The sequence below is a fragment of the Gallibacterium genomosp. 1 genome, from assembly GCF_001678575.1.
Classification (GTDB): Bacteria; Pseudomonadota; Gammaproteobacteria; order Enterobacterales; family Pasteurellaceae; genus Gallibacterium.
The window spans coordinates 18,293-31,695 of record NZ_JTJP01000037.1 but is presented as its reverse complement, the minus strand read 5'-3'; the positions used below and the strand labels follow the sequence as shown (position 1 = coordinate 31,695).

General features: G+C 38.6%; 14 protein-coding genes. 5 read left to right on the top strand and 9 right to left on the bottom strand.

Annotated elements, in window-relative coordinates; genetic code table 11:
* Window positions 1-29: 29 nt before the first annotated feature.
* The 3 genes from QV04_RS07410 to QV04_RS07400 are packed head-to-tail and all read left to right on the top strand — an operon-like array spanning window position 30 to window position 1,437.
* Entirely contained in the window at window positions 30-578 is a 549-nt protein-coding gene (locus QV04_RS07410; RefSeq protein ID WP_065233348.1) for a PadR family transcriptional regulator, read from the top strand.
* A 15-nt stretch (window positions 579-593) separates the two neighbouring features.
* Window positions 594-1,094 carry a GNAT family N-acetyltransferase gene (locus QV04_RS07405; RefSeq protein WP_065233347.1) on the top strand — a complete coding sequence of 167 codons (501 nt, stop codon included), beginning with the start codon at window positions 594-596 and terminating at the stop codon, window positions 1,092-1,094.
* Between the two features lie 22 nt (window positions 1,095-1,116).
* Window positions 1,117-1,437: an HI1450 family dsDNA-mimic protein gene (locus tag QV04_RS07400; protein ID WP_039135810.1), complete on the top strand. Its 321-nt coding sequence runs from the start codon at window positions 1,117-1,119 to the stop codon at window positions 1,435-1,437.
* Window positions 1,438-1,487: 50 nt separating this feature from the next.
* On the opposite strand, the gene QV04_RS07395 is transcribed toward QV04_RS07400, so the two are convergent.
* A complete protein-coding gene (locus QV04_RS07395; RefSeq protein WP_065230724.1) occupies window positions 1,488-2,315 on the bottom strand; it encodes a D-hexose-6-phosphate mutarotase in 828 nt (275 codons plus the stop codon).
* A gap of 135 nt (window positions 2,316-2,450) precedes the next feature.
* Here QV04_RS07395 and QV04_RS07390 point away from each other — a divergent pair, with 135 nt between their 5' ends.
* Window positions 2,451-4,385, top strand: a complete 1,935-nt coding sequence (locus tag QV04_RS07390) for an ATP-dependent DNA helicase (protein ID WP_065230723.1) — start codon at window positions 2,451-2,453, stop codon at window positions 4,383-4,385.
* Window positions 4,382-5,095: a tRNA (adenosine(37)-N6)-threonylcarbamoyltransferase complex dimerization subunit type 1 TsaB gene (gene tsaB / locus QV04_RS07385; protein WP_039135813.1), complete on the top strand. Its 714-nt coding sequence runs from the start codon at window positions 4,382-4,384 to the stop codon at window positions 5,093-5,095. Before QV04_RS07390 ends, tsaB begins: the two co-directional genes overlap by 4 nt.
* A 267-nt stretch (window positions 5,096-5,362) precedes the next feature.
* Here the strand turns inward: tsaB and aroG are convergent, their stop codons facing one another.
* The 8 genes from aroG to prmC form a co-directional block, all read right to left on the bottom strand.
* Window positions 5,363-6,451: a 3-deoxy-7-phosphoheptulonate synthase AroG gene (gene aroG / locus QV04_RS07380; protein WP_065230722.1), complete on the bottom strand. Its 1,089-nt coding sequence runs from the start codon at window positions 6,449-6,451 to the stop codon at window positions 5,363-5,365.
* A 77-nt stretch (window positions 6,452-6,528) separates the two neighbouring features.
* Complete coding sequence (gene lolE / locus QV04_RS07375; protein ID WP_065230743.1) at window positions 6,529-7,779, bottom strand: lipoprotein-releasing ABC transporter permease subunit LolE; 1,251 nt, start codon at window positions 7,777-7,779, stop codon at window positions 6,529-6,531.
* Window positions 7,779-8,498 carry a lipoprotein-releasing ABC transporter ATP-binding protein LolD gene (lolD, locus tag QV04_RS07370; RefSeq protein WP_065230721.1) on the bottom strand — a complete coding sequence of 240 codons (720 nt, stop codon included), beginning with the start codon at window positions 8,496-8,498 and terminating at the stop codon, window positions 7,779-7,781. Before lolD ends, lolE begins: the two co-directional genes overlap by 1 nt.
* Entirely contained in the window at window positions 8,491-9,675 is a 1,185-nt protein-coding gene (locus QV04_RS07365) for a lipoprotein-releasing ABC transporter permease subunit (protein ID WP_065230720.1), read from the bottom strand. The genes lolD and QV04_RS07365 overlap by 8 nt, the downstream gene beginning before the upstream one ends.
* Window positions 9,676-9,784: 109 nt before the next feature.
* Window positions 9,785-10,726: a 2-hydroxyacid dehydrogenase gene (locus QV04_RS07360; protein ID WP_065233346.1), complete on the bottom strand. Its 942-nt coding sequence runs from the start codon at window positions 10,724-10,726 to the stop codon at window positions 9,785-9,787.
* Window positions 10,727-10,821: 95 nt separating this feature from the next.
* Window positions 10,822-11,676, bottom strand: coding sequence for a 3-deoxy-8-phosphooctulonate synthase (gene kdsA, locus QV04_RS07355; protein WP_065230718.1), 855 nt, complete (start codon window positions 11,674-11,676; stop codon window positions 10,822-10,824).
* Between the two features lie 16 nt (window positions 11,677-11,692).
* Window positions 11,693-12,535 carry a SirB1 family protein gene (locus tag QV04_RS07350; RefSeq protein WP_039090390.1) on the bottom strand — a complete coding sequence of 281 codons (843 nt, stop codon included), beginning with the start codon at window positions 12,533-12,535 and terminating at the stop codon, window positions 11,693-11,695.
* Between the two features lies 1 nt (window position 12,536).
* Window positions 12,537-13,403, bottom strand: coding sequence for a peptide chain release factor N(5)-glutamine methyltransferase (prmC, locus tag QV04_RS07345; RefSeq protein ID WP_197494812.1), 867 nt, complete (start codon window positions 13,401-13,403; stop codon window positions 12,537-12,539).

The following is a 13,403-nucleotide window of genomic DNA, read 5'->3' as shown; positions in this document are numbered from 1 at the left end:
ATCGCCATTCTTATTTATCCTAAACAGTTATGGCGTTATCTCATACAATACTTTCAATTTTGGCACATCAAGCTGCCACCGGTTATGATATCAGTAAAAAATTTTCACAAACTTATGGATTAATCTGGCAAGCAACTCATCAGCAGGTATATCGAGAATTAAATTTATTAGAAAAACAGGGGTTAATCTCTTTTTCGTTGCATTTCCAACAGGGGAAACCTGATCGCAAAGAGTATCAATTAACCGATCAGGGTGAACAACAGCTGAAAAAATGGCTATTGGAAAGCACGCTAACAAACGGAATTTTACGAGATGAGTTTATCTCTCGCATTTTGGCAGCATTGAAATGTCATCCGCAAATGGCATGCAGCGCAGTAAAAAAACGACAGCTCGCTCATCAGCAAAATATCCAAAATATGCAAAAATTGATGCAAGAATTAGAACTGCTTGAAGAAAAAACACTTTATGATACGTTAATGATTCTGTTGCTAAAGCGTAGCATTCGCCAAGAGTATGTCAATCTGCAATGGTTAGAACAGGATCTATTGCCTATGCTACAGTTGTTGCAACAGAAATAATAAAAGGAGAAAAAGATGCCTATTACGATTATTAGACCAGCACAACAGCAGGATTTACCAGCATTATTAGACATCTATAATCACGAAATCATTAATGGTGTTGCCACCTTTGATTTACAGCCTAAGTCACTTATTGAAAGACAAAATTGGTTTGATGAACATAACAAAAATAATCATCCACTATTGATTGCCGAACGTGACGGTGAAGTGCTTGGTTATGCCTCACTCTCTCGCTATGCGGAAAAAGCAGCATACAATTCAACAGTTGAACTTTCTGTTTATATTGCACCATCAGCAAGACGGCAAGGTATCGCCTCACAATTAATGAGTGCCATTATTGAGCTGGCTAAAAAAGATGCCGCCACCCATTTAATCGTGTCATTGATTACAGGAACCAATTTAGCAAGTATTACATTACACCAAAAATTTGGTTTTAATAAAGTCGGAACACTGCATCAGGTCGGCTACAAACACGAACAATTTTTAGATGTTCATATTTATGAACTATTAGTTTAATTTCACTTACACAGGTATTTTTATGACTGAAATTCAAAAACTCGATCCGGATACAGCAATCGATATCGCCTATGATATTTTTCTTGAAATGGCGCCAGAAAATCTTGATCCTGCTGATATTATATTGTTTAACCTTCAATTTGAGCAACGTGGTGCAGTTGAAATGGTTGAAACCAGTGATAATTGGGACAATGAAATCGGTGTATTGATTGATCCTGATGAATTTGCTGAAGTCTGGGTTGGATTAATTAATGATAATGATGAAATGGATGATATTTTTGCCAAAATTTTGATTTCACATCAAGAACAGGATCGTCAATATCACATTATTTGGAAAGAATAATATAAATAAAAATCTGCCTAACTGTTAACCGTTAGACAGATTTTTGTTGACTATTGTTGTGCAATACGCACTTCAACTGAATCATCCTGTTTAATTTTTTGATCAATCCGTGCAGTTTCCACGCAAAGCATTGTGCGGTATCCATATTCGTTCATCGCACTGGTCGCTTTATGCCACGGATTCCATACCACAACATTGCTCGCATTATGATGTTCCACCTCAATAAAACGCGCATTTGCCTTATCTTCAATATGATTAATACGGTTTTCACCAGAATATATATAATCAGTATGTTGATGAATAGACAATGGTGATGCTACATCAATCTCCTCTTTGGCTACTGAATCAAAACAATGTTTCGGCAACCCAAAAATTGTGGTTTTCTCAATATCACCAATATTAAAATAAGTATGCAATGCCACTTGTGCTTCGCTGTTATCCAATTGGGTGAATTTAACACGGCAGTCTTCAGAAAATGCCATTCTTACTCGCGCAATCGCAATATTATTTTCAGAATATAACCCAAAAATTAACTTCACTTCGTGTTCGGATACTTGCCAATCACTCAATACCCATTGCCGCAAGCGCGCAAAACCGTGTGCCGGTTCGCCATTTGCACCAAACCACGGATAACAGATCGGTATACCACCACGAATTGCAATTCCTTGTTTAAAAGGTTCTGCATCACTCAACCATAATATATCCTGCGCCGCATACTTAGGTTGCCAGCTTAATAATTGCGCCCCCTGCAACGAAACAATCGCCCGACCGGTTTCGTGTTCCACCACAATCATCGAAATTTCATTATAGCGTTGCAGAGAAATATTGGGATGAATCTGTTCAATAAACTGCATTTTGTTTAACAGCGAAAATGTCATTATTTATACCTCAAAAAATAATCGGAAAATATTGGTGCTAGCATAGATCGATTAGTGCGTGAAAAAAAGTTATAATCTGAAAATTCTCCCATTTATTGAGATAGTTAAAACTTTTCTAAAAAATTACTGGTAAAAATGTCAAAAATCCAACAACTACAACAAATTTTCTCCACTGATGGCTTACTCAGTAAATCTATCGCCAAATTTCAACCTCGCCTTGAACAGCTTGAGATGGCAACAGCCGTATTAAATACAATAGAAAAACAATCACAACTCATTGTTGAAGCCGGCACAGGCACAGGCAAAACTTTCGCCTATTTAATTCCAGCACTGCTCAATAAAGAAAAAACCATTATTTCCACCGGTTCTAAAAATTTGCAAGATCAGCTGTTTCAGCGTGATCTCCCCACTATTATTAAGGCTATGAAGTTTGATGGTAAAATCGCTCTACTTAAAGGAAGAGCAAATTATCTCTGTTTAGATCGGTTGGATAAAATCTACCATCGCGGTATTTTAGGTGATCGTTCGCTATTAAAAGATTTAAAAGCGGTGCAAAAATGGCGCAATGCAACAAAATCCGGCGATTTAAGCGAGTGTAATGCACTGCCGGAAGACAGTGCCATTATTCCACAACTAACCAGCACCACAGAAAGCTGCCTTGGTGCGGATTGCCCGTTTTATAAAGAGTGTTTTGTGTTAAAAGCTCGTCAAAAAGCGATTGAAGCCGATTTAGTCGTCATCAATCATCATCTCTTTTTCGCTGATATGGCGATTAAGGAGAACGGTTTCGGAGAACTCATTCCCAATGCCGATGTTATTATTTTTGATGAAGCTCACCAATTGCCTACTGTAGCCTGCCAATATTTTGGTGAAACGCTCAGTTCTCGCCAAATTTTCGAACTTTGTCGTGATGTGAATCTAGTTTACCGCTCTGAACTGAAAGATATGACGCAATTAGGCAAAGCAAGTGATTTATTGGAAAAAATTACTCAAGATTTCCGTTTAACTTTTGGATTGGATAACCAACGTGGTGATTTACGGCAACTCTTTGCCAAAGATGAAATTGTCAAAGCTTTTCAGCAACTACAAGATAAATTGAAATTTCTACTGGAAGTAGCAAAAAAAGGAGAAAAGCGTAACGAAACATTGGATCGCATTATCGAACGCATTGAAGATTTAATAAAATTAAGCGACCGTTTAGCACAGGTACAACAAGTTGGTTACTGTTACTGGTTTGAAACGTTTGGCAAACAATTCAGTCTACACATCACCCCATTGACTATTGCCGATAAATTTCAGCTACAACTGGAAAAACAGCAAGCAGCGTGGATTTTCACTTCTGCCACACTAGATTCCGGCGATAATTTTTCCCATTTTGCTGCCGAGTTAGGCATTATCAATGCACAGAAGAAAATTTTGCATAGCCCTTTCAATTATGAAGAGCAAGCTCTACTCTGTATTCCACGTTATCTTCCGGCAAGCAACCGTGGCAATACGCTACAACAATTAGCTCAAATGCTGTTACCGATTATTGAAGCTAATCAAGGGAATTGTTTTGTGCTTTGCACCTCAATTTTTATGATGAAAGGCTTTGCTGATTACTTTCGCCAACATAGCCATTTAAATGTGTTACTACAAGGAGAAACCAACAAAAGCAAATTATTGCAACAATTTACGCAAAACAAGCATACTGTTCTTGTTGCAACCCAAAGTTTTTGGGAAGGCATTGATGTTCGTGGCGATGCACTTTCTTTGGTAATTATTGATAAATTGCCATTTGCTTCACCGGACGAACCGCTACTAAAAGCACGAATTGAAGATTGTCGTTTACAAGGCGGCGATCCGTTTAATGATATTCAAATTCCTGAAACCATTATTACTTTAAAACAGGGTGTAGGGCGTTTAATTCGCGATATTAATGATCGCGGTGCAATCATCATTTGTGATTCTCGTATTGTAACACGCCCCTATGGACAACAATTTTTACAAAGCCTCCCACCAGCAAAGCGTACTCGGGATTTAACTAAAGTCATCAATTTTTTGCAAAAAATTAAGGATAAAACAGAATGAAACCTACTTTACTCGCATTAGACACTTCAACCGAAGCCTGTTCCGTTGCATTACTTTTTAACGATGAAATCACCTTTTTCGATGAAATCGCACAACGCACACATACACAACGTATTTTGCCGATGATAGATCAATTACTGCAACAATCCGGAATCAAATTAACGCAAGTTGATGGTATTGTATTAGGGCGTGGTCCCGGCAGTTTTACCGGTGTACGTGTTGGCGTTTCTGTTGCGCAAGGGTTGGCGTTGGGTGCAGATTTACCGCTCTACCCTGTCTCAACATTAACCGCTATGGCACAAGCCGCTTATGAGCAACAACAAGCAAAAAGCGTGTTAAGTGCTATTGATGCCAGAATGAATGAAGTCTATTTTTCACAACTGCAATATCAGGCAGTTATTTTGGACGGCGTACAATATGATCATTGGCAAACTATTATTGAAGAACAGGTTATTGCTCCGCAAAATTTGTTTTTACAATTAACAGGAGATTATAAGAACACCCTTAAAGTCGGCAGCGGTTGGTCAGCATATCCTGCTCTTTCCGTTGTTTCCGCAAAGGAAAGCGACATCATATTACCTTCTGCTAAATATATGTTATCTATAGCAAAATTATTATATGCAAAAAATGAGTCCATATCTGCCACCGCACTAGAGCCGGTCTATTTACGCAATGAAGTCACTTGGAAAAAACTTCCGGGAAGAGAATAATTAAAAAAATGATGGTTGCTAATTTACATACCATCATTTTTTGAATTTTAAGAGACTTATTTGCTCACCGGAGAATGAAAATTCATCTAAATATTCTTTATTCTTTCTATAAAACTTCATACATTTTGATATTTAACAAACTAACCATCAAACAATAAATACTGATTAGAAAAGACTAAAAGAACAGCTAACTCTACCATAAAGAGCGAGGTTTTACGTTGTATTCGGATAAAAATTTGGGGTGAATATTTCACCCCATGAGAATAATTAGGCAAGTTTTGCACGTCTAGCTTTTACTGCTTCGGCAAGATCATATAACACTTTTTCGGTATCTTCCCAGCCAATACAAGCATCAGTGACGCTTTGCCCATAAACCAATGAGTTTTTACCATCAATAATATCCTGACGACCTTCAACAAGGTTGCTTTCAATCATTACCCCGAAAATATGGGTTGAACCTTCGCTTAATTGACGACAAACATCATCACACACTTCAAGTTGTTTTTTGAACTGTTTTGAACTGTTTGCGTGGCTAAAATCGATCATTACGTGTGGGATTCTGCCACTTTTTTCAATGTCATTCGCCACTTTTAAGACGTGTTCTTTTGAGTAATTCGGACCTTTATCGCCACCACGTAAAATAATATGACAATCATTGTTTCCTTTTGTAGCCACAATCGCAGAATGACCAAATTTGGTAACAGACAAGAAATAGTGTCCTGATTCTGCTGCACCAATAGCATCTAACGCAATTTTTACACCACCGTTAGTACCGTTTTTGAAACCAACCGCACAAGATAAACCAGAGGCTAATTCACGATGCACTTGAGATTCAGTGGTTCTTGCGCCGATTGCCCCCCAGCTCATAAAATCAGCAATATATTGTGGCGTGATCATATCTAAAAACTCACCGGCTGATGGCACTTCAAGATCATTAATATCTGATAATAATTTACGTGCCATTCTTAAGCCATCATTAAGAGCATAAGTGTGATCTAGATGAGGATCGTTAATTAAACCTTTCCAACCCACAGTTGTGCGTGGTTTTTCAAAATAGACACGCATAATCACTTCCAGTTCACCTTTCAATTCTTCACGCAACACTTTTAAACGTTTCGCATAATCCAATGCTGCTTCAGGATCGTGAATTGAACAAGGCCCAATAACAACCAATAAGCGATCATCTTCTTTGTGTAAAATATTATGTACTGCTTGGCGAGCCTGTTTAACGGTTTTTGCTGCGACTTTACTTGCCGGATATTTTTCCAATAATGCAATCGGGGGAAGAAGTTGCTCTACTTTTGCAATACGAACATCATCGTTTTCAATACGAATATCTTTTTTAATCACTGCCATTTAAATACTCTCTTGCTTTTATGTACTACTAAACTAGTGCAAATACTAGCATATAATGTTTTATTTTCAACACTTTTTTAATGATTATTTAAAACTTTCGCCGGTTGTAATTTTGCTGCACGAATTGCCGGATAAAGTGAGGCAAGCAAACTTAATAGCAAAGTAGCAACAAATACCAAACCAACATCACTGAAATGCAATTCACTCGGCATAAAATCAATAAAATAAACGCCATCCGATAAAATTTTAGTATGGAAGATTTTTTCAATCACGTAAATAATCTCGGTTAAATTCAGCGCCACCACAATACCCAAAATAATCCCCCATAAACAGCCTTTCATTCCGGAAAATAAGCCATACCAGAGGAAAATTCGGCGTATAAAACCACTGTTAGCACCTAATGTACGCAAAATGGCAATGTCCCCCTGTTTGTCTTTCACAGCCATAATTAAGGTAGAAATAATATTAAAACAAGCAATACCAATCACCAACACCATTGCAAGATACATCACGGTTTTGATTAACGAAATATCACGATACATATAACCGAAACGCTCTATCCAGCTATGTGCTGTTAACACTTGTGGATAATCTGCTAGTGAGGAAAAATCAAAATTATTGACAGCAAAAGGTGAATAAACTGCAACCTCAACACCACTTACCTGTGTAGGTTGATAATCAAGATATTGTTGCGCCAATGCTAATGGAATAAACGCATAGCTGTGATCTAGCTGTCCGTCTAAACGCAAAATTCCAGCAACCTGCAAACGGTGGCGTTGAGGTTGTGTCATTTTGTTAAGTTCTTGCTGATTTTGATTAGATACCAATAATGACACCCAATCACCGACATTAACATTGAGATCTTTAGCAATGCCATAACCTAATATAATTCCTTGATTTTTTTCGGAAAAAGTTTGCCAATGCCCATCCAACACAAATTGCCCAACTGCACTCACTTGCTGCAATAATTTAGGTTCAACGCCTTTCACTTGAATCACTTTTAATTTACCACTGGCTTCCGCCAAAGTAGTGAAAGTAACATAAGGTGAAATGCCTTTAATCTCTCTGTTCGTTTGCAACGCTTGTACTAATTTTTGCCAATTTTGAATCGGCTCTTTTTGATAACCACTGATATCAATATGTGGCACAACCGCCAAAATGCGTTGATCCAATTCTCGTTGAAAGCCGTTCATTGCACTTAAGCCAATAATTAAAACAGCAACACCTAACGCAATGCCTAAGGTTGAAAACCACGAAATCAATGAAACCAAGCGATTTTTCTGTTTCGCTCGCTGATAACGCCAGCTGATAAAAAACGGCGTACTCATCATAAACATTCCTCTATGCTAAGTATCCCGTCATGCATAAGATATCTTTTCTGTAATTTTGCCGCTAATGATAGATCGTGTGTCACTAATAAAAATGCAATGTTTTTTTCTTGATTAAGTTGTTGAATTAATTCAAAAATATTTTCTGTTGTTTTTTGATCAAGATTACCAGTTGGTTCATCCGCCAACACTAAGTCAGGATTATTCACCAATGCTCTGGCGATAGCAACTCGTTGTCGTTCACCGCCTGATAATGCCGAAGGACGATGATTAATGCGATGGGTCAATCCCACTGCTGTTAACATAACCTCCGCCTGTTGATAAGCTTCTCGGCGATCTTTTCCAGCAATCAACATTGGCATTGCTGCATTTTCTAATGCAGTGAAATCTGCCATTAAATGGTGAAATTGATAGACGAATCCTAAATGGCGATTGCGTAGCTGTGCCACTTGTCGGTCAGAAAGTGTAGATAATTGCTCACCGTTTAAAAAAACCTCGCCCGAAGAGGGTTTATCCAATCCGCCCAACAGATGCAATAATGTACTTTTTCCTGATCCGGAGCTGCCTACAATCGCCGTTAATTCGCCTCGATATAACTGAAAAGAGACATTCTGTAACACTGTCATTGGCTTATCGCCCTCTTGATAAATTTTAGAAAGCTGCTGACAAGCTAATAATGGTTGTGTCTGATTAGTAGTATCTGTCATAAAATTACTCATAGCGTAACGCCTCCGCCGGTTCAATTTTTGCTGCTCGATATGCCGGATAAAGCGTTGAAATAAAAGATAAAGTTAATGAAAATAAAATGATCACGATAATTTGTTCCGGATCTATTACGGTTGGTAACGGAAAACTTAACGAATCAAACCAGCTAAGAACAGGCGTGAGGTAATTGGCGGATAATATGCCCAATATTGCTCCAATAAGAGTGCTTAAAAACCCAATCAACATCCCTTGATAGATAAAAATCGCCATCACCTGCAAACGAGTAAAACCTTGCGTTTGTAAAATGGCAATTTCACTTTGTTTATCCAATACCATTAAGCTTAGCGAAGTAACAATATTCGCAATTGCAACCAAAATGATAAGACTGACCAACAGCGACATCATATTTTTTTCCATTTTCACCGATTGGAAAAACTCCCCTTTTTGGCTGCGCCAATCATCAATCTGCCATTTATCTTTCGGGAAATAGTTCGGTAACTCGGTAATCAAGAAAGGATCTTGTAAAAACAGACGTTGCCCCTGCACTTGATCAGGCTTTAAACGTAATAATCTACCCACATCCTGCAAAGCAGCAAAGATCTGATTATCTGCACTCCAGTCAGGATAAATCGCTGCCACTGTGAACAGACGCTGCATCGGCATACGCCCTAACGGCGTATAAACACTGTTTTCCGGAATCAATAACCGTACTTTATCGCCGACAACCAATTTATTTTGACGCGCAAGTTGTGCTCCGATGATCAGATTAAACTCCCCCGGTGGTATCAGTGTTGCCAATTTCTCATCAACACCGCTTAATAACAGGTCATCCTGACGCTGTTGTACCCCAATTAATTGCGCTGCACTTAAACCATCACTGCTTTGCATAATCACATTTGCTCGATTAATCGGCACAACTTTAGTAACAAAATCTGGTAATTTCGGCAGTTGATCTTGTGTTAAAGAGAATGGCGACTGTTGTGGAGTAATGATCGCTTGCGGAATATTCTCTAGTACATTTTGTTTCTGGTAATTTTCCAATCCGTTCATCACCGATAACACAATAATTAATGCCATAACGCCTAAAGTAATTCCGACACCTGCCAAACGTGTAACTAAGCGACCAAAACGATCACCGCTTTTAGAACGCCAATAACGTAATGCCACCATTAATGGGACGTTTACCGACATAATTTTCCTTATTTTTTACCCTAAATAGCTCTTTTGTTTAAATTTAATAAAAATTATGGGCGCAAAAACACACCCATTATTTCATTCGTATCTGTTATAGTGTCAATACTCATTTACCTGTTGCGACAAACTCTTCAATATTTTGTGTAACCTTATTCACCAAAGTGGTTACCGCAGAATCTGATGCCCACGCAATATGTGGAGTAATCAATAAATTTGGTAAACGTTTCGCCGCCTCCATTAAAACATTGCCTTTTTCCGGTGGCTCTTGACGCATCACATCCAATGCTGCACCTGACAATTTTCCGGAAGATAGTGCTTCAAACACTGCCTGTTCATCCACCAACGGACCACGACCGGTATTGATCAATAAAGCACCATCCTTACAAAGTGCCAATGTTTCACGATTGATTAAATTTTGTGTGGTTTCAGTCAATGGACAATGCAAGGTAATAATATCGGCTTGAGCCAAAACATCTTCAAATTTGGTATAACCTGCTCGGAGTGTTTCTGCTCCACGATGCTCAGCGAACAATACTTTCATTCCGAGCAATTCTGCCAAACGTCCAACCTCACGACCCAAATTACCACGACCCAAAATACCTAATACTGAGCCTTTTACATCTTTTATCGGATAATCAAAATAACAAAATTGCTTACATTCCCCCCATTTATCGGTGAGCTGATCACGATACCATCCCATCAAACTGTGGCGTAAAGCATAAATCATACCAAGAACGTGTTCAGGTACGGTAACAGAAGAATATCCGCTAACATTTTTAACGGTAATACCCAATTCTTTTGCTGCATTAAGATCAACATTATTAGTTCCGGTCGCTGTGATCGTAATCAGTTTCAATTTTGGTAATTGCTGCATCACTTCTCGACTAAAAATCACCTTACTGGTAACGGCAATTTCTGCATTATGCATTCGTTCAATCACCTGATCTGCCGAAGTATATTCATATTCCACCCATTCGTGTTCAAACTTAGGACGAGGAATCGGGATATGCTTAGGAATAGCGGTACTGTCTAAAAATACAATTTTCATATTCGGCTCCTTATATTAGTCAGAAATGATACACTTTTTATTTAACGTTACTAGTAAACGTAAACGTATTTCTATCGCATTGATCGCAAATTGTCTTAATTTGAAGTATCTAACTCCGCAAAACTTTTCACTAAATCATCCACCGCTTTCATTTGCGCTACAAACGGTTCAAGTTTATCTAAAGGCAATGCGGAAGGCCCATCACATTTTGCTTTTGCTGGTTCTGGATGAGCCTCCAAAAACAATCCTGCCAAACCAACTGCCAAACCAGATCTTGCTAATTCAGTAACCTGTGCGCGACGACCACCTGATGCTGCACCAAATGGATCTCTGCACTGTAAAGAATGCGTTACATCAAAAATAACTGGGCAACCTTTCGACACCTGTTTCATAATACTGAAACCTAACATATCCACGACTAAATTGTCGTAACCAAAATTAGTACCTCGATCACACAAAATCACTTTATCATTGCCACACTCTTTAATTTTTTCAACGATATTTCCCATTTGCCCCGGACTTAAAAACTGCGGTTTTTTCACATTAATCACAGCACCGGTGCGTGCCATTGCTTCTACTAAATCGGTCTGGCGAGCTAAAAACGCCGGCAATTGAATAATATCCACCACTTCAGCAACCGGTTGACATTGATAAACTTCGTGAACATCGGTAATGATGTTAACACCGAAAGTTTGCTTTAATTCTTCAAAAATTTTTAAACCTTCCTCCATTCCAGGGCCACGATAAGAATGGATTGAAGAACGGTTCGCTTTATCAAAAGAAGCTTTAAAAATATACGGCACGTTTAACTTGTCTGTCACTTTAACATATTGTTCACAAACTTGCATCGCCATATCACGACTTTCCAACACATTCATACCGCCGAACAGCACAAACGGTTTGTCATTCGCAATTTCTATATTACCTACTTGTATAATCTTATTTTGCATAAATATTTCCTATAACTTATTGAAATGAATAAGGAATATGTTTTAAATCCTGTAATTGTAATCTGATTAACGGAGCTACCGGATCTTGCGGACACTGCTCAATAAAATAGGTTAAATCTGGAACTGCCAAATGAAAACATTCCATATTGCCATAAACCACCCCTCGATCTCGAATTTCATAAGGATCATCTGGCGTTTCCGATAAACGATGTTCAATCAACGCTAACGCCTGTTCATTACGTCCTTCCCGAATTAAAGCGCTTTTTAGCACTTGATACATTCTATCTTCCAAATCAATTAAATCACCTACACCAACATACTCTTCCGATAACGGTGTGCCAAAGCCAAGATAGCCTTCCAACCACGTTTGAATGGTTTCCTGAGAAACATATTTACCGTTCCAAGGGTCGATAAAAGCAACTTCATCATCCACATCCACCCGCAATAAAAATTGTGTTGGGAAATTCACACCACGTATCGGCAAATGAAAATTAGCGGCAATAAAAAGTAATATTGACCCTAACACTGCCGGCGTTCCCTCTTTGGTGGCAAAGACGTGAGGCAACATCAGATTGGAGGCGTGAAAATAGGTTTCACGATCACAAAAAAAGCCTTTTTCTCCATAGAAAAACTGAAGCAACAGATGTACTCGCATTTTGACATCTGTTTCCCCTTCAATAAATTTGCCAAATTCACGAATCAAATGCCCTAATCTGGAATAGATACTGCTTTTCTTGAAATCGGCATCAATAATTTGGTTAAAAGAGATAAGTTGATTTAATAAATATTTCCCTGCTTTTTCTCTTTCTAAAGCGATTCTAAGCGCCTCATCATTATCTATTATTCTATTTTTTTCCATACTACCTATCCCACTTTGCATAGGTGACACGCTGATTGCCACCATAATCTAAAACGGTTTTTACTGCACACCAATTATAACGTTTAAACAGTGCCTGCACTGCATCCGCCTGCTGCCAACCGTGCTCAATCAACAAATATCCGCCGGTATTCATAAAGGCAGTTGCTTGCTCAATAATTCGTTCAATATCCGCTAATCCTTCCTTTTTTGCTACCAGTGCGGATAACGGCTCAAAACGCACATCCCCTTGTTTAAGATGAGGATCATTTTCGGCAATATAAGGTGGATTACTGACAATAAAATCAAATTTTTGTGTTGACAAGGATGAAAACCAGTCACTTTGCATAAACTCAACATTGGTTAAATGGTTACGTTGCCTATTTTGTTTTGCCAACAGCACTGATTCTGCCACACGATCTACGCCAATAATGCGATAATCTCGCTTTTGTTGGGTTAATTCAGATGCTAACGCTAGCGCAATCGCCCCAGTTCCTGTGCCTAAATCTAAAATTGATAACGCCACTTCGATTGAATAGTGCTGCAATAGCGATAACGCTGTTTCCACCAAACATTCGGTATCGGCTCTTGGAATCAGCGTTACCGGCGAAACCAATAAATCCAAACTCCAAAATCCTTTTTCACCAAGAATATAGGCGATCGGCTCGCCTTGTAGACGACGTTGCAGCAACAGTTCCAAGCGTTGCTGCTGTGCTTCACTTAATCCTGTTTCTGCAAATGCCATAATTTGTGCTTTGTTTTTCTCTGTCACAAAGCACAATAAGGCATTTGCATCTATTTTCGCATCCTCGCTACTCTGTGCGGCACTTAATCGTGCAACCGCCTGTCGCAACCATTGCTGATAATTCAA

Bases quoted from the DNA above. Each gene is read 5' to 3' on its own strand.
- QV04_RS07410 (WP_065233348.1), top strand. From the start codon at position 30: ATGGCGTTATCTCATACAATACTTTCAATTTTGGCACATCAAGCTGCC.
- QV04_RS07405 (WP_065233347.1), top strand. From the start codon at position 594: ATGCCTATTACGATTATTAGACCAGCACAACAGCAGGATTTACCAGCA.
- QV04_RS07400 (WP_039135810.1), top strand. From the start codon at position 1,117: ATGACTGAAATTCAAAAACTCGATCCGGATACAGCAATCGATATCGCC.
- QV04_RS07395 (WP_065230724.1), bottom strand. From the start codon at position 2,315: ATGACATTTTCGCTGTTAAACAAAATGCAGTTTATTGAACAGATTCAT.
- QV04_RS07390 (WP_065230723.1), top strand. From the start codon at position 2,451: ATGTCAAAAATCCAACAACTACAACAAATTTTCTCCACTGATGGCTTA.
- tsaB (WP_039135813.1), top strand. From the start codon at position 4,382: ATGAAACCTACTTTACTCGCATTAGACACTTCAACCGAAGCCTGTTCC.
- aroG (WP_065230722.1), bottom strand. From the start codon at position 6,451: ATGGCAGTGATTAAAAAAGATATTCGTATTGAAAACGATGATGTTCGT.
- lolE (WP_065230743.1), bottom strand. From the start codon at position 7,779: ATGAGTACGCCGTTTTTTATCAGCTGGCGTTATCAGCGAGCGAAACAG.
- lolD (WP_065230721.1), bottom strand. From the start codon at position 8,498: ATGAGTAATTTTATGACAGATACTACTAATCAGACACAACCATTATTA.
- QV04_RS07365 (WP_065230720.1), bottom strand. From the start codon at position 9,675: ATGTCGGTAAACGTCCCATTAATGGTGGCATTACGTTATTGGCGTTCT.
- QV04_RS07360 (WP_065233346.1), bottom strand. From the start codon at position 10,726: ATGAAAATTGTATTTTTAGACAGTACCGCTATTCCTAAGCATATCCCG.
- kdsA (WP_065230718.1), bottom strand. From the start codon at position 11,676: ATGCAAAATAAGATTATACAAGTAGGTAATATAGAAATTGCGAATGAC.
- QV04_RS07350 (WP_039090390.1), bottom strand. From the start codon at position 12,535: ATGGAAAAAAATAGAATAATAGATAATGATGAGGCGCTTAGAATCGCT.